General features: G+C 47.3%; 12 protein-coding genes. 2 read left to right on the plus strand and 10 right to left on the minus strand.

What is annotated here, in order from left to right:
- Positions 1 to 96 precede the first annotated feature (96 nt).
- From DWZ03_RS01145 to DWZ03_RS01175, 7 genes are all read right to left on the minus strand, one after another.
- Positions 97 to 849: a carbohydrate-binding family 9-like protein gene (locus tag DWZ03_RS01145; RefSeq protein ID WP_009037711.1), complete on the minus strand. Its 753-nt coding sequence runs from the start codon at positions 847 to 849 to the stop codon at positions 97 to 99.
- Complete coding sequence (locus DWZ03_RS01150) at positions 846 to 2,249, minus strand: family 10 glycosylhydrolase (protein ID WP_120128516.1); 1,404 nt, start codon at positions 2,247 to 2,249, stop codon at positions 846 to 848. The genes DWZ03_RS01145 and DWZ03_RS01150 overlap by 4 nt, the downstream gene beginning before the upstream one ends.
- A 5-nt stretch (positions 2,250 to 2,254) precedes the next feature.
- Complete coding sequence (locus DWZ03_RS01155) at positions 2,255 to 3,481, minus strand: DUF5009 domain-containing protein (RefSeq protein WP_120128519.1); 1,227 nt, start codon at positions 3,479 to 3,481, stop codon at positions 2,255 to 2,257.
- Between the two features lie 11 nt (positions 3,482 to 3,492).
- Positions 3,493 to 5,943: a glycoside hydrolase family 9 protein gene (locus tag DWZ03_RS01160; RefSeq protein WP_120128521.1), complete on the minus strand. Its 2,451-nt coding sequence runs from the start codon at positions 5,941 to 5,943 to the stop codon at positions 3,493 to 3,495.
- A 214-nt stretch (positions 5,944 to 6,157) separates the two neighbouring features.
- The gene (locus tag DWZ03_RS01165; RefSeq protein WP_195657369.1) at positions 6,158 to 7,759 is read right to left on the minus strand and encodes a SusD/RagB family nutrient-binding outer membrane lipoprotein; all 1,602 of its coding nucleotides are present in this window, start codon (positions 7,757 to 7,759) and stop codon (positions 6,158 to 6,160) included.
- A gap of 14 nt (positions 7,760 to 7,773) precedes the next feature.
- Positions 7,774 to 10,848: a SusC/RagA family TonB-linked outer membrane protein gene (locus DWZ03_RS01170; RefSeq protein WP_120128526.1), complete on the minus strand. Its 3,075-nt coding sequence runs from the start codon at positions 10,846 to 10,848 to the stop codon at positions 7,774 to 7,776.
- 719 nt (positions 10,849 to 11,567) lie between these two features.
- The gene (locus DWZ03_RS01175) at positions 11,568 to 13,373 is read right to left on the minus strand and encodes an AMP-dependent synthetase/ligase (RefSeq protein WP_120128528.1); all 1,806 of its coding nucleotides are present in this window, start codon (positions 13,371 to 13,373) and stop codon (positions 11,568 to 11,570) included.
- Positions 13,374 to 13,590: 217 nt separating this feature from the next.
- Here DWZ03_RS01175 and DWZ03_RS01180 point away from each other — a divergent pair, with 217 nt between their 5' ends.
- Positions 13,591 to 14,208: a porin family protein gene (locus tag DWZ03_RS01180; protein WP_005834577.1), complete on the plus strand. Its 618-nt coding sequence runs from the start codon at positions 13,591 to 13,593 to the stop codon at positions 14,206 to 14,208.
- A 90-nt stretch (positions 14,209 to 14,298) separates the two neighbouring features.
- Positions 14,299 to 15,369, plus strand: a complete 1,071-nt coding sequence (locus DWZ03_RS01185; RefSeq protein ID WP_005830364.1) for a M20 family metallo-hydrolase — start codon at positions 14,299 to 14,301, stop codon at positions 15,367 to 15,369.
- A 7-nt stretch (positions 15,370 to 15,376) separates the two neighbouring features.
- Here DWZ03_RS01185 and DWZ03_RS01190 read toward each other — a convergent pair whose 3' ends face one another.
- Genes DWZ03_RS01190 through DWZ03_RS01200 form a run of 3 tightly spaced genes read right to left on the minus strand, consistent with a single transcriptional unit; the run spans position 15,377 to position 19,143 of the window.
- A complete protein-coding gene (locus tag DWZ03_RS01190; RefSeq protein ID WP_044468528.1) occupies positions 15,377 to 16,678 on the minus strand; it encodes a murein hydrolase activator EnvC family protein in 1,302 nt (433 codons plus the stop codon).
- Between the two features lie 49 nt (positions 16,679 to 16,727).
- Positions 16,728 to 17,315, minus strand: coding sequence for a DUF4292 domain-containing protein (locus DWZ03_RS01195; RefSeq protein ID WP_057086959.1), 588 nt, complete (start codon positions 17,313 to 17,315; stop codon positions 16,728 to 16,730).
- On the minus strand, positions 17,293 to 19,143 hold the full coding sequence (locus tag DWZ03_RS01200) for a tetratricopeptide repeat protein (protein WP_117600214.1): 1,851 nt from the start codon (positions 19,141 to 19,143) through the stop codon (positions 17,293 to 17,295). Before DWZ03_RS01200 ends, DWZ03_RS01195 begins: the two co-directional genes overlap by 23 nt.

Raw genomic sequence — 19,143 nt, forward strand, 5'->3', positions numbered from 1 at the left:
GGAAGTGCAAAGGTATAAAAAAACACATAATTCCGCAATTGTCAATCCAATAAGTAATGCTAACGGCAAATGATTCCACCAGAACACCCTAAAGATTTATTCAAAAGACAAGGTGCCGAAAAAGGCCGGACAGTGGAACATGGGGCGTTCCAGCCCGATAGGACTCCAAGAAAGGAAGTGGGGAGTCTGGAGTTTGTCACCACACTTGTAGAAATTCCCTTTCATTGTTTTTCCGTCCAGAGAACCGACGGAATGCTGGAAGAAAGCGGAAACGGGAATAACCATGGCCAGTTCCCAGCTGCACTCGCCCAAACGTTCCTCGAAAGGTTCGCCGGCCAACGAGCTCCAACGTTTCACCATGCCCAGCACCTCCTGACTCGCCGTAGGACGGCGCTCATTGACTGCACCTCCCTGAATCAGCAGCCTGCCGGCGCAGTTACATTCGAAATTGTAATAGCGGTCGTCACCTTCGGGAGATACGAAGAATTCCACACAAGCATCTTCCCATACCCGGCCATTGTCTCCGGAGGCCACTGCACGCACACTGGCTTCCTTCACTTTGTAGTGGAGCAGGATTTCGCGCCCCGTATGGGCTATGCGGAAACTCACTTCCGGCTTGTAGGGATAATCTTTCCAGTTGACCACATCAAGGGGCTGAAACTCTATCCCGTTCTCGTCCAGCAAGGACGGCACAGCCTCACCTTCCGGTGAAGCCGTACACATTACTTTCTTTACGGACAAGCTCTTTCCACTCTGGGCATTGCAACAAACCATGCCTACCATTGAAAACACCAAGAGCAGAAGGAGTTTGCTCCCGTAATCTCTCACTATCATAAAACGTCCTTTCATTTCTTATTAGTAGAAGCCTTGTCTGCTACTGCTACATCCCAACCGGAAACAACGTCGCCGTAAAGATAGAATGTCACGTCAAAAGTAGTCTTGCTATTCTCATCCACCACTTGGTAGCAGCGTGTCGCGTCATAGGAATCCACCTCCTTGTACTCGCCCAATGCCAGCGGAGCCGGCTCTTCCTTGCCGGCAGCCTTGGCTATGATTTGCTGCATGCGTTCCTGCATCAGCTTCATAATGCCTTCATGCTTGAAGGGGTCGGGATCCGCCACTTCGGGATGGGTAGCCTTTATCACCCCGCCATTGGCGGCACGCACGACTCTGACACTGTCCGTATAAGCCTTGAACTGCCTCTTCACCTCCGGAGAACGCAGTCCATGAATGGTAAATACGGCAATTCCCTGGGCGCCGTTGTTGAGAGCGGCATCCATGCATTCGAACATCATCGGGCCGTCGGTGGCGGTCATGCCGCAGTACAGTGTAGTCATATCGTTCTTGTCGCGTACATTCTCAACCGTACAGTCGGAAATGAAGCTGGCATCGCCCGTATAGAAGGTATGGTAAACCATCGGGAACACGATGTCGAGATTCCATTTGCCCCAGTCCTGGCGCACCATGCGTGAAGCCATCTTCGGGGTGGGGAACGGGGAGGCAGCCATTGTCTTGCCGTAGGAGTGCACCACTTCGGCAATCATATTGGCCACTTCGGTTATCTGGTCGCAACGGAACTGGCGCCACTTCACATCGAGGGAAGGGTCTTCCTGCTCGCGGGGGTCATAACCGTACTGCTCCTTGAACAACCTGAGCATTTCCGGATGGTAACCGTAATCCCACGCAGCGTATTCACGGTCCTGCACAATGCCATAATGGGGCCACAAGGTGGTGGGAAGCACCACATCCACAAAACGATGATAGTCGATGGCAATGCCATTCAAGCCTTCCACTTCGCAGTAGGCCTTGATTTTTTCCTTGATGAACTCGCGGACTTCGGGCAATGCCGGGCAGAGAAACTTGTAATAGCCTACATAGGCGGTAGTGTCTGCCAGGCTCTTGCCGTTACGATTCACGCTGAACCATTCGGGATGCTCCTTCAATATCTTGTCACGGTCGTGTTCCAGATTCATGGTCCATAACCAGGCATACACTTCGATTCCGTGTTTATGGGCAACCGGTATGGCAGCCCGGTAATCGTCGGGAGTCGGCGCATTCAGCATAATTCCATCCATGCCGATGTCGTTCATCACTTGGCAGATGGAGTCGAAGTTCATGCCGGGACGATAGTCCAGCCACGTCCAGAACATGGGATATTCCTTGGTTGTTTCCTTAGCTCCCTGCTGGCACGAGAACATGCCCAGCGCAAGGAACAGCAGCAAGAATGCAGGTAAAAAGCTCTTTTTCATTCTATCTAAATTTTAAGTTTAACATGCAGTTTTTCCATCACCCACGTAACGCCGATTACCACAAAGGCAAAACAAAGGCAGTTGACCAGCCCCATGAATCCATGTGTGAACCAGTCCGGCAGGACAACACCGGTCACATCAGCAAAGCCATAGAAGACATAAGGCACCAGATAAGTGGTCAGCGTAGCCGTTCCGGCAGGGCGTATCAGGTTGAACCAACCTGTGACCTGATGGCTGACCAGATAGCCGAGCAGTGTGTAGAGCCCCACGGAAATGGCAGTCACATAGAACACCCAGGGAGGAGTGCCAACCATCTTGGCCACAATCCAGAAATGGTGTGTCCCAATTCCGACCAGCAGAAGCAGAACGGCAACCGTCAGCCCATTGCGGAGTTTCCAGCCGTCACCCTTGCCGGCATAGCGGGCGCTGAGAATGGAAAGGATGACACCTCCCATTGTAAATGCGGGCAAAGCCCCGTTGCCGATATGCAGGATGGACAACATGCCCTGATAGAAGTTGCGTTCGGGAAAGGCAAGGATAGCCTCACCGCCAAAGCCCTCGCGCAAAGGCGTACCCAGCAGGCATATCAGGATAAAGGCACCCCAGGCAGGCAGCAGATACTGCAACCGGTCACGGCTGAAGATATAGATTACGGCACATACCAGATAGGTCCAGCCGATGGAGCCCAATATTCCCCAATAGGCACCGAATACACCTCCCTGCGGATTGCGGAACGTGAAGGCAAGGTAAAGGAGAACCAATACTCCGATTATTTTAAAAGCACGGAAAAGGTTCTTCTGAGTGCCGGAAGCCGGTTTCGGATATTGGTTCCACACACCGATAAAGCCTATGGCCATCAGGAACCAGTATACTCCTATCGGATAGGGAGCTTCCGGTGAAAGCCGGAACTCCGAGTTCGTTATAAACGCCCCCATCATCAGCAAGGCAAAGGTGCGGGAAAGGATATGCCCCAAGGTGGACTCTGCCGAGAAGCCCTTGGCATATCTGCGCTCAATGGCGTAAGGTATGGACATTCCCACTGCAAACAAAAAGCAGGGGAATACAATATCCGCCAGTCCCATAAAATCCTCACCATAGACGGCATGTTCCAGCCAATGGGGTACGTCATGCACTTTCCAGAAGTCATTGACGAAAATCATGATGAACATGGTCAATGCCCTCAGCATGTCGATGGCCAGGTTGCGCCGTGAATAAACAGTCTTGTCACTCATATCATCTTGCTTTAGAATTCAGAAACCAACATCAGCCATCTGGCTGCCGAAGAGCCCCACACCTCTTTATAAGTAGCCGTATTGAACTGTGGCCAATAGGGCGCGTCCTCATTGAAATAGGACTGCATGCCTACGGGTATCTCTCCCACCGTTTCTCCGGGCAATGCCGTGTAGAGCTGCGGATAGTTGCTGCCTTCCCCATAAATCATGGACTGCCCGAAAGGATTCCGGCCTACAACCCAGAAGAGCTGCTGTTCTGCAATGTCTTTCAGTTCCTTGTCCTTCAGTACCCTGGCACAGATAGCGGCAGCTTTACCGGTAGACAAATGTACGGCAATATTTCCCTTAAACGAGAACCAGACGGGGAATATGCGCAAATAATGCTCTTTATCCAGACGGATACCGTTTTCGAGCTGTTCCTCGAAATCCTTATCGGCACCGCTGCGAATCCCTACCTGAACGGCGTAGAAGTTGGCGGAATCCTTCACTTCATCTTTGTGATAGATGCCACTGGGCACCATTCCATAAGGATATACATACTTCATGATATTCTTCAGATAACCGCCATAGAGTTTCATGGCACGAATCCACTGCTCATACTCGGCATGGCCGGACTGTGTCTCGCAAAGGGCGGCAAGGGCTTCCATATAGGCATAGTCGCGGGACTGGTGGGTATAGTGTACAATGGACTTCCTGGCCAAATCACGGTAGAAGAAGCCGCAGGTCTTGTCTTTGTCTTTCAGCGGTTCGGTGCGCTGGCACTGCAAGGTGTAGCGGATAGCCTTCACGGCCTCATCGGCATACTGCTGTTCGCCGGTCAGCTTGTAGAGCATGCTGGCTGCCCATGAAATATTGGCGTGATACTGGCTTTCGGATGCCATGGCGGCATGTCCCCCACCCTTCTTTATCAGTTCGGCAAAGCCCAACTCATTAAAGCGTTTCATGGCATAACCGAAGTCTTCCTTTGCAATCTTTTTCAGATTGCTCCTGAGGGCTTCATCCTTCTCAACCATCATGGAGGCATACGCTTCAATTCCTGCAAGCAGGAAATTCTCCAAAGCTCCGTTATGGACAAGCAGTTCGCGGCGACCGGCATCATCGTCGGTGCCCACCTTACCGTCGGTCCATAGGTTGGTGCCCCATGTCTGTGCACGGTAGCCATCGCCCAGACGGGTCTTCATCACATAGTCCATTCCCCACAAAGCCTCTTCCATCAGGCGGTTGTACAAGTCTACATTGCCTTTTTCTTTGGCACGTTCGGCCATCAAGAGCAAGGAATAGGCTATCTCTCCCGTCTGTAAGGTCTGTTGGGACATATCGGCGGCATCGTGCCATCCTCCGTTTATAGGAATGATATGTCCGTTGTAAGTGGCATGCAGGTCATTATGACAAGCCCCGTGCTTTCCGGGAACGGGATAACCGCAACGTTCGCAAAACAGGAAGTTGACCATCCGCCAGGCAGAATCCTCCCACACATCCTTATGGATATAGAAAGGCAAGGTGGTGACATCCCCTACCTGAATGACGTAACGTCCCTGCGTCTTGAAGTCGGAAAAGTCTATCGTCTCGAACTCTCCCAGACCGGTCTTTTCCTTACGGATGGGGCCGGTATAGACAATGGCCTGCGTCGCGGCATCCTTCAACTGGAACTGTCCGCCGTGCTTTTCCACATTGACAATGGCGCTCTTGGGACTCTCTATGCCATAACCGGTAGTAGAGAAGATGATGCGGTTTTGTGCGGACATCCAGCCTTTCACGGTTTCCGGATTCTCCACTTTCTGCAATTCCACGGCATCCACATCGAAACGGAGGGAATCTCCCATAGTGCGTTCCTTGCCGAACACTTCGATAGCAAATGAAATCTTGGTCACCTTGTCGCGCGCCAGCCCGGACATCTCGACGAAACATTCGTTCCATTGGTTGTTTTTCAAGTTGATTTCGTGGTATCCTTCCCGACCGTAAATGTCGGGTACTTTTATTTCTCCGTCATTTTCCACATAGAGGTTCAGGTAAATGCTGCGTGCCCCTTCGCACGTGGGATAGATATAGAACTTCAGACGGTTGTAACCTTCCCAGTTCACACCTCCTATATCATAAGAGGCCATGCAAGTGCCACGTCCCAACCCCCAGCCGAGAATCTCCTCCGGATGGACAGGAGCTTCCAGACGCAGGCTATGCTTGCCAGACTTGCTCCGTTCGTCAGTCAAACCAATCTTACCGATACCCTTGTGCGACCATTTGGAGAAATCCTCCATATCACACAGCATCATAGTTTCCAACACTTTCTTTTTCAAGCCGAATGTCTCGAAAGCCTTTGTCTCGTCGAGCGGCAACGGACTGTGCACGTAACCCGTACTGACGATGTCGGCTTTCAACTTTTCATCTACTTGGGCATGAAGCCAAACAGCCGGGGTACAAAGCAGACCGGTCAACAAGCAGAGAGGTTTAATGATATTCTTCATATACAGTAAATAAGTTTAATTCAATTTTTCGCACAAAACTTGTTCTTTTCAGCTAACATAAATCAAGCTACAATATTAAACAAGAATAGTCAGACAGAGGTTTAAACTCTATCTGAAGATATTTGAAATCTATCAAAATAAAATGATTCCCTTTCAAGAAATTAAGGAGGTATGCCGAAGTTGCCTCCGGCATACCTTTTACTCATTAAGGATATCAGAAATTCGATTTGTTCACATCCCAGAATACACGGGTTGCTGCATTATCAGGACCACCAAGCATTTCGACAGCTTTGGCATAACCGGTAGGATTATTGTCCTTTTCATTAATGGTGAAAGGCAAACGACGTGGTCCAAGGTCAGTATCAATTTCACCCTGGCTGTAATTTACCATCACTGGGAACAGTTTAGGATAACCGGTACGACGCAACTCGGCCCAACCGTTCATACCTTCGGGATAGACAGCAATCCAGCGCTGTGTAGCAATCTTGGCAAATTTCTCCTCGTTGCTCAAAGACTCATCCCATTGAGCGGTCACCTTGCTTTGACCTTCGATACTGGCTGCCGGAATAATAGGATCCACATAAGCAACAGCAGCAGTAGTGCCACTCAAATAATCGCCTACAGCAGCTCCCCATTGTTCAAATGAAGCCTTCACTCCCTTCTCGTACAAATCCTTAGCAGTACCTTTACCATTCACATTCCAACCACGCAGGGCAGCTTCAGCTTCCAGAAGAATCGTTTCACCGGCAGTAGCCAAAATAGCCGGAGACGTTGCAACCAGATTAGGTTTGCTCACAATCGCCTTGTAATTATCCGAGTTCTTGCCCTCTTCCAAACCTTTCACACCATTACGGATACCGAAGAAATCACCGTCAGCATTTGTTGTGGCATACTTTTCCAAACGGGCATCATTCATCCCTCCCAGCAGAGAGGGAATATTGGCATTGAGCACACAGTCGCCATAGCTGAAGGCCAGGCCGTAAAGCGGGTTCACATAACCGTTTCCAGCAATACCAAAATTCGCATCATTGGTTTCAATCAGCCCATTACTATCATTCATGGCAGCCTCAGCCTCGCTCTTTGCCCATGCAGCGTCGTATTTCACGATACGCATGGCCAGACGCAAACGGATAGTATTACACAATTTGGCCCATTTATTGAGGTCACCCCCATAAGCATAGTCAAACGGAGCGAACGAAGCCACATCTTTGTCCTTCACTGCACGCAGTTCATCAGCAGCCTCCCTCAGTTCTTCAAAGAACTTCTTGTAAACATCCTGCCCGGAATCATAAGTACCACCTGTAGCCGATTCACCATAATGAGTATAGATAATACACCCGTATTGATCGGTCAAACGAGACATGGCTATCACACGACAAATGGTATTGATGGCTGCGAAATGGGAATATGTCTCCATGTCTTTCTCACATTTGCGCGTAATTTTAAGACTCTGGGACATCACGTGATTATAAGCATAATCCCAGCAGTTATCATTCCATCCGGCATTCATCGCATAAGTAATGTTATTTACATTACCTGCAAAGGCAGTAGCCGTACTTACATAGCCCGACCACATATCCGCATTCAGATTCTGTATCAGCTGATATTCCCACGGATTAGTACCACCGCCATTATTATAATAGATGGACTGCATCATCGGAATAAAATGCATGCCTATATAGTTGTTGTCCTGCTTCAATTCTTCGTCACTTACTCCTTTCGGGTTGGTATTCAAGTCATCGAATGCACCGGTACATGCGGTAAACATGGAAGCTGCCAGCAACGCAGTTGCCGTATATTTCAATATATTCTTCATAATTATAAGTCTATTTAAAAGTTAACCTTCAAGTTGAAACCTATCGAACGGTTGGTAGGCATACCAAACACATCGACACCCTGCAAACGGTTGCTGGTAGACAGCATACCATCGGGATCATAAGGAGCATTGTTCTTGAAGAAGAACAAGTTACGGCCCACCAGCGAAATTTGTGCACTCTTGATAACACCAATCTTAGTCAGCCATGCCTGGGGCAGATTGTATCCTATGGAAAGTTCGCGCAAACGAATATTAGTGGCACTGTAAGTATAGTACTCTGTCACACCGGCACGTCCGCCCACCAGATTATAAAAATCTTGTATAACCTGCTCTCCGGATATCTTATGCCCTTCGAGCATCACATATCCACGGTCACGTGCATCACCGGTAGCCTTGCTCACACCTTGCTGGTCAAGGTCGGCTTCTGTCAGTGACATCACTTTACCACCAAAGCGTCCGTCAATAAGGAAATACAACGAGAAGTCTTTCCAGGTAAGCGTATTGCTCCATCCTAAATTGAAATCAGGATTTGAGTTACCCAGCTTTTTAGGATCGGATTTGTTCACCAATGGCAGACCGTCATCGCCAAACTTGATTTTACCGTTATCGTCACGTTCAAAAGTTGTTCCGTAAAAGTCGCCGAACGAACCACCTACTTCCAGACGGCTCCATACATTATTACTCTCACCGCCACTAAATTGGAAATATCCCAATGCTTCACCGGCCAATGCTTTGGCTTCGTTCTTGTTGGTGGCAAAGTTGACGCCGGTTTTCCAACGGAAACTATTGGTCATCACCGGAGTGGCGTTCATCATAATTTCTATACCACTGTTCTGAATGTCACCTGCATTTACATAATAGGTATTATACTCTGAACCGGAAGGAGCGGGCAAGGTGAAGAGCTGGTTCTTTGTATTCGTCTTGTAGTAAGTAAAATCAAACTCCAAGCGGCTGTCAAAGAAGCGCCATTCGGTACCAAATTCCAGAGAAGTCGTTTTTTCAGGTTTCAACTCATCAAAAGGAGAAGTTGTATTAAAACTGATACTGCCGTTCTTTGTAATCGTATTAAGTGGATTGGAGAGATAGGTATCCAAACCGTTACCTACTTGTGACCATGCCCCACGGATTTTCCCAAGACTAATCCAGGAAGGCAACTTCAAAGTTTCGTTGAGCAACCAGGTAAGACCTACTGACGGATAGAAAAAGCCCTTGTTCTTATACTTGGTATAGGCCAAGGTAGAAGTCCAGTCATTACGTGCCGTCACGTCAAGGAAAAGCTGGTCTTTTAAACCAATCTGACCGGTAAAGAACACGCTCTGGCTTTGTGTATGTTTTCTCCAATCACTCAAAGAGCCTGCATTGAGAGTCACATTCTGCATCGTAAATACATTGGGAATGGAGAGTGTACCCGGATAGGAATCGAAACCGGTTCCATTGCCATTATAATCATTGATACTGCCACCGACTGATGCATTAAAGCTGAAGTTCTCGAACTGTTGTTGATACGTAAAGAGGACATCTCCATAAGTAGAAAGTTCACTTTGCTCATTATAGCTGTAACGGCCATTGGTTCCGGTTCCGGCAGCATTCATACCGCAGAGGATAGGGCTGGTACCTGCATACATACGGGTATTGTCTTTATCCACTATATAGTCGGCGCTACCACGAGCCTGGATACTGAAATAATCGTTAATCTGGTATTTCACACTCAGGTTTATCAAAGTACGGTACCTCGTATCTTCATTAGGCACTTTGTTGATAAGCCAATAAGGATTTTGCTCCATATCGGTTCCGGAAGTCTTGTACCAGTTTTGATCCATAATATTACGTCCGGTATTCAACACTTGATAGTTATCCTTGTAGTAGTTAAAATCTTTACCACCCTCTACACCACCACGCGGGAAGTGGTACAACCCGACCAAAGGATTCATATAATAACCTCCTGAAGTGGTACGGTTGTTTCCTTTCTGATACATGGCATTGACGTTGGCATCGACCGTCAACTTATTATTGAAAAAATTCGCTGTTTCGCGGAAATTAAAGTTATGTTTCACCAAACGGTTGCCTTCTACCACGCCCTTGCCGTAAGTATTGGCATAGGAGAAATAAGTCTGCATAGCCTTTGAACCCATACTTAAAGAAAGAGAGTTAATAGTGGTAACACCCGTCTTGAAGAAATCGTCAGTATAGTCGGGACTGCCTTTTATCTTGCCACCCCAGCTGGTCGTTTGGCCGGTATAATGATTCTGGAATTCGGGAATACCATAGGCAGCCATATCAAAAGTGGTATTGGTATTGAAAGAAATGCTGGCACGACCTTCTTTACCTCTTTTGGTATTGATGATTACCACACCGTTGGCAGCCGAGCTACCATACAAAGCGGCTGCCGCAGGACCTTTCAAGATATTCATACTCTCAATATCATCGGGATTCAAATTGGAGATACCGTCGCCACGGTCGTAGTTACCACTGTCATTATCACCACCAATGGTAGTTGAAGTATTTTCGTTGGTGGAGGAACCAAACGGCACCCCGTCTATCACGTAAAGAGGCTGATTATTACCACTTACAGAACGGTTACCACGGATGATGACCTTGGAAGAACCACCCAGACCGGAAGAACTCTTGTTGATTTGCACACCTGCCGTCTTACCGGCCAGCGCATTCATCATGTTGGGATCCTTGGCACGAACCAATTCGTCGCCGTTCACCACTTGAGTAGAGTAAGTCAGTGATTTTTCTTTCTTTGCGATACCCAATGCCGTTACCACCACTTCATCCAGTAGCTTGGCATCATTCTTTAATGTAACCCTTATCGTTCCCGGAGTGATGGGAACTTCTTGTGTTATCATACCTACGAAAGACACTTGCAGTGTCGTGGCACCTGCGGGTGCATCTGTAATAGTGAATTTGCCGTCTAAATCTGTTACGGCTCCGGTAGTACTTCCTTTTACCAATACGGAAGCTCCGATAATCGGTTCATTGTCTTCAGCTGAAATAACGATACCGGTAATGGGGGAATTTTGGGCTGCTACCCAGCTAATGGCCGCCATCAGGCAAACCAAGGTTAGCATAAATCTTTTTTTCATAAGCTGTTTTTCGGAAAATAAATATTAGATTAAATATGTGTTAAGTTAATAAACAGATTCTCGGAAATCTGTTATCCCGATCGGCCAGTCTGATTGACTGTTCCTCTCATTTCTTCTTCTTTGTATGCTTCATAGGCTATTAGTATGTTACGGTTAATATTTAAGCTTATCCAAATGTCTTTATTCTGCAGATTTCTTTCAAGCTCTCGTATATAAAACCGGGGGCACAACCGCAACCCTATCGGAAAAGGACGATTTATTTGCTAATAAAAGTTAATGAATAAAAGCTGCTGGCAGAACCGGTGCTTTATTGCATGGTTTTAAGCAGATTACGGCATCACCCTTCTCTCCCTCGCCTAAGAGTGAGGCTTTCATTATCTACAAGAGAACTCCTCCCCGGCACCGCGACAAATTAACCTCTCCACTGCGACAAACTAACTATTTTTTCGCATCTCATTATTCTTATCACAGTCATGTTAGTTTCTTACAACAGCTGTATTCTTTTCTTATAACAGCTGTGTTCTTTTCTTACAACAGCTGTTGTAAGAATAATAAGAAGCATAAAAACTGCCAGTCAGCAGTATACAGATGATTAGTTTCTCGCAGTGCAGGGGGTAGTTTCTTTCTGTTCAGAAGAAGGAGATAAAAAACAGACCGTCCGGCCCGGAATGAAAAAGATTCACCCCAAGTCGGACGGTTATAAACAAAAAAACAAAGTTTTATTCTTCGTACATCTTATCAATCAGCTCCTTGTAGTTCTTTGCCACAATAGAACGTTTCAGCTTCAGCGTATTCGTCAGTTCCCCACGCTCCATGCTGAATGGTTCCGGCAGAAGCGTGAAGCGCTTCACTTGCTCGTAATGGGCGAACTGTTGCTGCAAGGTATCGATACGGGCACGGAACAACGCTTGTATCTTGGAATGTTGCAGTAACTCATCCATATTGTTGTATGCAATGCCTTTCTCCTTGGCATAATCCTTCACAAAGCCATAAACGGGAACTATCAAAGCGGAAACAAACTTACGCTCATCGGCAATGACAGCAATCTGGTCAATGTAACGGTCAATAGCCAGCTTCGTTTCCAATGCCTGCGGCGAAATGTATTTTCCGTTGGAGGTCTTGAACAAGTCTTTGATACGCTCCGTCAGATACAGATGGCTATCCTTCAAATAACCGGCATCACCCGTGTGGAACCAACCGTTACGGTCGATGGCAGCAGCCGTTGCCTCCGGTTTCTTGTAATAGCCGGTAGTGATAGTCTTACCACGAAGAAGTATCTCGTTGTTCTCGCCAATCTTCACCTCCACATCAGGCATCACCGTACCTACGGAACCAATCTCATAGCCTTCGTTGAGGAAGCAGGAAACGGTAGCCGTAGATTCCGTCAGACCATAGCCCACCACCATGTTTATACCTACAGAATGCACAAACTCGCAGATTTCATCGGGCACAGCAGCACCTGCCGTAGGGAAGAAATTACCGTTCTCAATACCTATCGTCTTCTTCAGCAGAGCATAAATGGTCTTTTCGTAGAACTTGTATTTCAGATGAAGCATCATCGGAGGAGTCTTTCCTTGGCGCAAATAATCAATGTTATGCGTCCTGCCCACCTTGATGGCATCCAACATCATCGCTTTACGCAGACCGGTTTCCTGGGAAATCTTCTCCTGCACACCGGCATAGACTTTCTCCCAAAAACGGGGTACACTGCACATCAGTGTAGGGCGTATCTCTTTAATAGTAGTTTGGATATCTTGTGGACGGAGATTGATGCAGACCTGCACCCCCCGGTGTATACAAAGGTAGGTCCATGCCTTTTCGAATACATGGGTCAGCGGAAGGAAGTTCATGGAAACATCCCGGTCTGTCATGAAAGGCAATCGGATATCATGAATGCGGAAAGCCTCTCTATAATTGAAATGATGGAGCATGACACCTTTCGGCTCACCGGTAGTACCGGAAGTATAAAGGATATTGGCGAGGTCATCATCTGAGGCAGCTGCTGTACGTTCTTCTACAATGGCATTGTGCTGCAACTCTTCATCCATTGCCATAAATTCATCAAAATAGATGGAAGTCATGTCGCGCGGATCTTTCACCACAGCACGGTCGAAGATGATGAGCTGCTGCAGAGACTGGCAAAATCCGAACACGCTGAAAGCGGCATCGTACTGGAACTGCTCGCCTACAAACAGATAACGTATCTGTGCATCGTTGATGATATACTGTGCCTGGGCCGGTGAGCTGGTAGCATACAAAGGTATAGTCACCGCCCGGTTGGCGAATGCACCGAAATCAGTAAAGAGACATTCGGGTTTATTCTGCGAGAAGATACCGATATTCTCTTGTGGCTCTATTCCCAAAGCCACCATTGCATTGGCAGTCCGGCGTACAGTCTGTGAGAACTCTTTCCAAGAGATGGGTATCCATTGTGCAGTTTCATAGTCCCTGTATTTCAGGGCTATTTTGTCTCCATACTTCTCTGCCTGGCGATGCACCAGGACAGATAAATGATGATAAGTCATAACTTTTGATATTGGTAAATACGGTACAAAGGTAGTGGTTTCATTTGAAACTAATTCGATATTAGCGGGTAATTATTCAAACTTTACCTTTAAAGTATCCGACCATCCGTTAGCAAATTATCCACAAAAGATACTTTCTTTACCATTAAAACAATAGAAATATATTAAATATATATATATTTGTGGTGATATACAAACTAAATCAAATTCAATGAACATGAAAAAAGTATTGCTTTTAATGGCTATGCTGACCATAGGTTTAGCAAGCATCAATGCTCAAGACAACCTCAGATGGGGAGCAACAGTCGGCATGAACTCCAGTAACTTCTCCATTACCGGTTTCGACAGTAAAATAGGCTTTCATGCTGGGGTAAAGGCTGAAGTAGGATTGCCTCAAATTTCAGAAGGAGTCTACCTCGATATGGGTGCATTACTTACGCTGAAAGGAGCCAAAATAGACGGAGGCTCTGCTGCTTCTATCAAGTTCAATCCCTACTACCTGGAAATTCCTGTACACATTGGCTATAAATATGCAGTGAATGAGAACTTTGCCATATTCGGCAATGCCGGTCCTTATTTAGCCATCGGTCTTTTTGGCAAAGCCAAGGCAGAAGGAGATATTCTTGACGAATATGAGTTTGATGATAACTCCACCAATGTATTCGGGGATGATGCCATGAAGCGTTTTGATTTCGGTCTCGGATTAAAAGCCGGAGTCGAATTCAGTCAGAAATATCAGATTTCCATCGGTTATGACTGGGGACTGGTAGAGAACATTAAAGATTCAGGCAACAAAAACCGCAACTTGATGATATCACTCAGTTGCTTCTTCTAAACAATATTGAAAAAACAGAAAGGACGTCGGTTTGGCGTCCTTTTCATTTTTTATCCGTAAGTTTGCGGCCAGATTATTTATTTACCGAATATGATTTACGATATACCGACTTTAACTTCCGAAGCAATCGGATTGCTCAAATCACTGATAGCCATTCCTTCCTTGAGCCGCGACGAGGAGAAGGCGGCAGATTATCTGCAGAACTATATCGAAATGCAAGGCATGGCAACAGGACGTAAAGGCAACAATGTATGGTGCCTCAGCCCGATGTTCGACCTAAAGAAACCGACCTTGCTGCTGAATTCCCATATCGACACCGTAAAACCCGTCAACGGGTGGCGGAAAGATCCTTTCAAACCAACGCTGGAAAGTAATGGAAAGCTCTACGGGCTGGGCAGCAACGATGCCGGAGCCAGTGTAGTCAGCCTGCTGCAAGTATTCCTGACATTGTGCCGCACCACTCAGGCCTACAATCTGATATATCTTGCCTCGTGTGAGGAAGAAGTATCAGGCAAGGGGGGAATAGAATGCGTATTGCCGGAACTCCCTCCCATACAGTTTGCCATTGTAGGCGAGCCGACAGAGATGCAACCTGCCATTGCAGAAAAAGGATTGATGGTGCTGGACGTAACTGCTACCGGAAAATCGGGACATGCTGCCCGAAACGAGGGAGATAATGCTATATATAAGGTATTGGATGATATTGCCTGGTTTCGTGATTACCGTTTTCCAAAAGAATCTTCCCTGTTGGGTCCCGTGAAAATGAGCGTAACCATGGTAAACGCCGGTACACAGCATAACGTCATTCCCGACCGTTGTACTTTTGTCGTAGACATTCGCAGCAACGAGTGTTATAGCAATCAGGAGCTATTCGATGAAATACAGAAACACATCACGTGTGAAGCCAAAGCCCGCTCCTTCCGGCTAAGCTCTTCACACGTAGCTCCGGAGCATCCGGTAGTGCAAAAGGCCATTGCCATGAAACGTACTCCTTTCGGCTCACCGACCTTGTCCGACCAGGCACTGATGCCGTTCCCTTCTCTAAAGATGGGGCCGGGGAAAAGTGCCCGTTCACACACTGCCGATGAATTTATCTTTGTCAAGGAGATAGAGGAGGCGATAGGGATGTATCTGGAGTTGCTGGAAGGAGTAAAAATTTAAATTATCATTATCTGTTCAGCCACGGCTCCGGATTCAGTTTTTCCTTCTCTTTCCTCAATTGGAAGTGTAGCACCGTACGGCCATTGTCGGCCCCATCCGAGAAGATTTGTCCGAGGGGCTGTTTGGTGGTGACATCATCGCCCTGCTTCACCGAGGCCGATGACAAGTTGCAATAGACTGATATATAATTCCCGTGACGGACAAGGATATTGAACAGTCCGTTCAGTTTAAAGACAGCCGCCACTTTACCATTGAAGATGGCACGGGCTTGGGCACCCGGTTTCCCTTGTATATCAATGCCCTTATTGTCCAGCTTGACATTGCGCAAACCTTCCACAGAATACTGGCCGTAATGGCTGGTAATGATATACGCGCCGGTGATGGGCATCGGCAACTTACCGCGATTATTAGCAAAGTTCCCTGATAATTCACGGTCTGCCTTACTCATGGAGTAAGTTTCCAAAGGCTGTGCCTTCGGCTTTGCGGGCGTAGAGGCAGTTGCCGTTTTTTCGGTTTTTTCACCAGCCTTTTTACGTGCGGCTGCCTCACGGCGCGCTTCTTCTGCCGCACGCTTACGCGCTTTCTCTATTTCTTCCGCTATCAGACGGTCAATGCGTGCATTGAGCTGATTGGCTTCACGGCGTTTCTTATTCAGTTCGTTCTGCAATCCCCGCTGTTTCTTTTTCAGATTGGCTACCAACAACTTTTGTTCCTTCTCCTGCGCTTCCAGCTTGACTTTCTCCTCTTCACGTTCTTTCAACAATCCTTCTTTGGCAACCTTCACTTGCTGAAGCTCAGTCTTCTTACGGTTCACCTGCTCCTGCTTTTTCAACACTTCCTCGCCTTGCAGGCGCTGATAAGTAGCATATTCACGTACATAGCGCATGCGTCGATAGGTCTGTGCCAGGCTCTTGGCAGAGAAAATGAACATCAGCTTCTCTTCAATGGAGCGGTTCTTATACAAATATTGAACGGACGATTCGTATTTCTTCTTCTTGTCCCTTAGGTCACGTTGCAGGCGGGTCAACTGACGTTCTAATGAAGACAACTCGCGCTCTATGGATTCCACATCATTATTGATAGTCAGAATATAGCGTTTGCGCTCTTCTATCTGTCCGGTCAGTGCAGCAAGACCGTTCAACTGGCTTCCCACATCCTTCTTGGTGGTTATCAACAGCGTTTCCGACTCTGCTATCTGTTTCTGCAAGGCACCACGCTTGCTTTCCAGTTCCTTAATCAGCTTGTTGGACTGGGCAAGGAGCGGAGAAACCGGCAAAAGGAGGAGAAAGAAGAGAAGGAGAAGCTTCATAAGTTATGAGTTATAAGTTATGAGGGATTATCTGACAATTATCAACTAATCAAAGGTCCATCAGCATTTCCAGCAGTTCTTCCAGCTCCACCTCTTTATATTTCTGTGAGAGCTGGGTAGGAGTCAGGGCAAAAGGCTTATCCGAGAAGTTGGAAAGTTCAATCTTTCCCTTTTCCAGAGAGGGTATCCCGAGTTCCTTGCCGGTAAGCACCTTCTTGCCATTGGGTTTGGAAGCAGCATAAAGCAGTTTCTCCAAATGGGCAAAATCCGCCTTCTTGGGCAACACATCCTTCAGTTCCTTACGTGTTGCACGGACATAACGTTTTCCCATACGGTCTACCAACAGAATCTCATCCGGGGTGACTTCCATACGTGCCACCTCCGTACGAAGTATCGGCATCAGAAAGGAAATCTGCATGCATTCTTCCTTCTTCAACTTCATCGTACCGTTCACAGTAAGGGTGGCATCTTTATGGGGTACCGTCAGCTGCACTTTGGAGGAAAGGCAGGCAGATTCTCCGGACAGAGGACTTGAGTGACGCGAAGTCTTGCAACCGGCAAGCCCCACAGCCAGCAACAACAGCAAGGACAATAGGCGGCACGTCCTTGCCATATCATTCAGCAGGTTTAGTTTCATCTGATATATATTTCTTTTTTTGTATTTTCTGTTTCAACGTATCAGAGCGATTGCCCTTATCCCAGGCTTGCTTCCAGTATTTCAAGGCACCTTCCGCATCGCCAGTCATGTAATAGATATCTCCGCAATGTTCCAAGACCACGTCACTGCTATCTTTATCATTCTTTATCGCCTCATCTATGTAGAGACGCGCCTCGGCATAATTACCTTTAACAAACAATATCCATGCATATGTATCGAGATAGGTGGAATTGTTCGGCTCGGCTTTCACTGTCTTGTAGCTCATCTCTTCCGCCTTGTCCAAGTCGCGGCGCTCCACGGAAAGATAATATGCGTAGTTATTCAAGGCACCGATGTTTGAAGGATTGTACACCAAAGCGGAATCATAAGCCGCATAAGCTTCCACATGCAGATTCTTGGTGTGATAAGCATCACCGATAATGGCATAAAAATCTGATACGACCTCCTTCTTGCTGTCGTCCTTGACATGCGACAAAGCCTTTTGACAGATGGCAAGGGCATCATCCGTCCGTTCCGCCTGGTTGTAGGCAATGGCCAGATAGAAATAGAACTCCAACATATCGGGATTGGACTCCACACCGGCTTCGCACAAATTCATTATTTCCTTGTAATCCTCCTGGCGCACAGCTTCCCCCAGCAATGTCATACGAGCCGCTGTGTTGGTAGGGTCTATCGCCAGAACCTGGCGCAGAACCGGCCCTGCCTCCTTGTTCATTCCTTTGGAAAGAAGATATTGGGCATACAGCAAAGGTAATTGCGCCTCATCGGGCTCCTGCTCCATGATGCGGTTGAAGAGCGTAATGACACGTGTACTGTCCTTGCCTGCCTGCTCATTCTGCACGATGAACTGCCGCATCACATTCAGTTTGGTGTCCGAAGCCACTTTCTTGTTCAGCAACAGCGTGTCCAATTGCTGTTCATACAGCTCCTTCTGTCCGGTCTCTTCGTAGTAAGAAGCCAATGAGTACATGGCCATTGCATTGTCCGGCTCTTCGGCCAGCACCTTCTTGTAAATCTCATAAGCTTCCTGCTTTTTCCCGTTCTGCATATAGACATCCCCCAGCACAACCTGATAGCGCATATCGTTGGGATACTCTTCTACCAGACTTTCTATTTCATGAAAGGCGCTCTTGTCGTCCTTCTTTTGCAGATAGATGCGGAACTTCTCCATACTGAGCTGTTCATTCTTGCCCATCCGTTCCTCGAGCTTGTTCAGTATACCGATAACTTTGTCATACTCTTCCTGGCGGTTGTAAATCTCCAGCAAGTTGTATAGCGGGTCCAGCTTATCCGAGAAACGTACCGCCATATTTTCCAACAAGGCAGCGGCTTTCTCCGTTTCGTTTTGCTGCATATACAGATTGGCAAGTCCCTGGGCATACCAGTAATTATGGGGAGCATTCTCCACCGCCTTTTCCAACGCGGCTTGTCCCAACGGCACCTGCTTGAGGTACATATAATACTGGGCCATCTCATACAAAGCCGATGATGCGTTCGGGTTTATCGTCAGGCAATGTTGCAGGACATCGAAAGCCGCATCATAGTCTTTCTGGACTTTCAGACGGGCGGCTTCAAGAAAGAAGTAGTCGTAACGGCGCTGCTGTTCGGGGGTAAGCTCCTTTACGGGCGAAACGTCGGCTTTCTTCGACTTCTTCCGTTTCTTCAATTCCTTCCGTGCCTTTTCAGACCGACCGTACCCGCTCATTTTCTCCTTAGAAGCTTGAACATTGGCAGCCTGCACTCCGTACGTAGTAAAGCAGAAGGTACCTATCAACAACGCAAGTATTATTTTTACTCTGATTCTCAT

Origin of the sequence: Bacteroides sp. AF29-11, assembly GCF_003602895.1 — a bacterium.
Taxonomy (GTDB): Bacteria; Bacteroidota; Bacteroidia; order Bacteroidales; family Bacteroidaceae; genus Bacteroides; species Bacteroides uniformis.

What these genes read in the sequence shown, in the direction of transcription:
- DWZ03_RS01145 (WP_009037711.1), bottom strand. Translation starts at nt 849, where the DNA reads ATGAAAGGACGTTTTATGATAGTGAGAGATTACGGGAGCAAACTCCTT.
- DWZ03_RS01150 (WP_120128516.1), bottom strand. Translation starts at nt 2,249, where the DNA reads ATGAAAAAGAGCTTTTTACCTGCATTCTTGCTGCTGTTCCTTGCGCTG.
- DWZ03_RS01155 (WP_120128519.1), bottom strand. Translation starts at nt 3,481, where the DNA reads ATGAGTGACAAGACTGTTTATTCACGGCGCAACCTGGCCATCGACATG.
- DWZ03_RS01160 (WP_120128521.1), bottom strand. Translation starts at nt 5,943, where the DNA reads ATGAAGAATATCATTAAACCTCTCTGCTTGTTGACCGGTCTGCTTTGT.
- DWZ03_RS01165 (WP_195657369.1), bottom strand. Translation starts at nt 7,759, where the DNA reads ATGAAGAATATATTGAAATATACGGCAACTGCGTTGCTGGCAGCTTCC.
- DWZ03_RS01170 (WP_120128526.1), bottom strand. Translation starts at nt 10,848, where the DNA reads ATGAAAAAAAGATTTATGCTAACCTTGGTTTGCCTGATGGCGGCCATT.
- DWZ03_RS01175 (WP_120128528.1), bottom strand. Translation starts at nt 13,373, where the DNA reads ATGACTTATCATCATTTATCTGTCCTGGTGCATCGCCAGGCAGAGAAG.
- DWZ03_RS01180 (WP_005834577.1), top strand. Translation starts at nt 13,591, where the DNA reads ATGAAAAAAGTATTGCTTTTAATGGCTATGCTGACCATAGGTTTAGCA.
- DWZ03_RS01185 (WP_005830364.1), top strand. Translation starts at nt 14,299, where the DNA reads ATGATTTACGATATACCGACTTTAACTTCCGAAGCAATCGGATTGCTC.
- DWZ03_RS01190 (WP_044468528.1), bottom strand. Translation starts at nt 16,678, where the DNA reads ATGAAGCTTCTCCTTCTCTTCTTTCTCCTCCTTTTGCCGGTTTCTCCG.
- DWZ03_RS01195 (WP_057086959.1), bottom strand. Translation starts at nt 17,315, where the DNA reads ATGAAACTAAACCTGCTGAATGATATGGCAAGGACGTGCCGCCTATTG.
- DWZ03_RS01200 (WP_117600214.1), bottom strand. Translation starts at nt 19,143, where the DNA reads ATGAGAATCAGAGTAAAAATAATACTTGCGTTGTTGATAGGTACCTTC.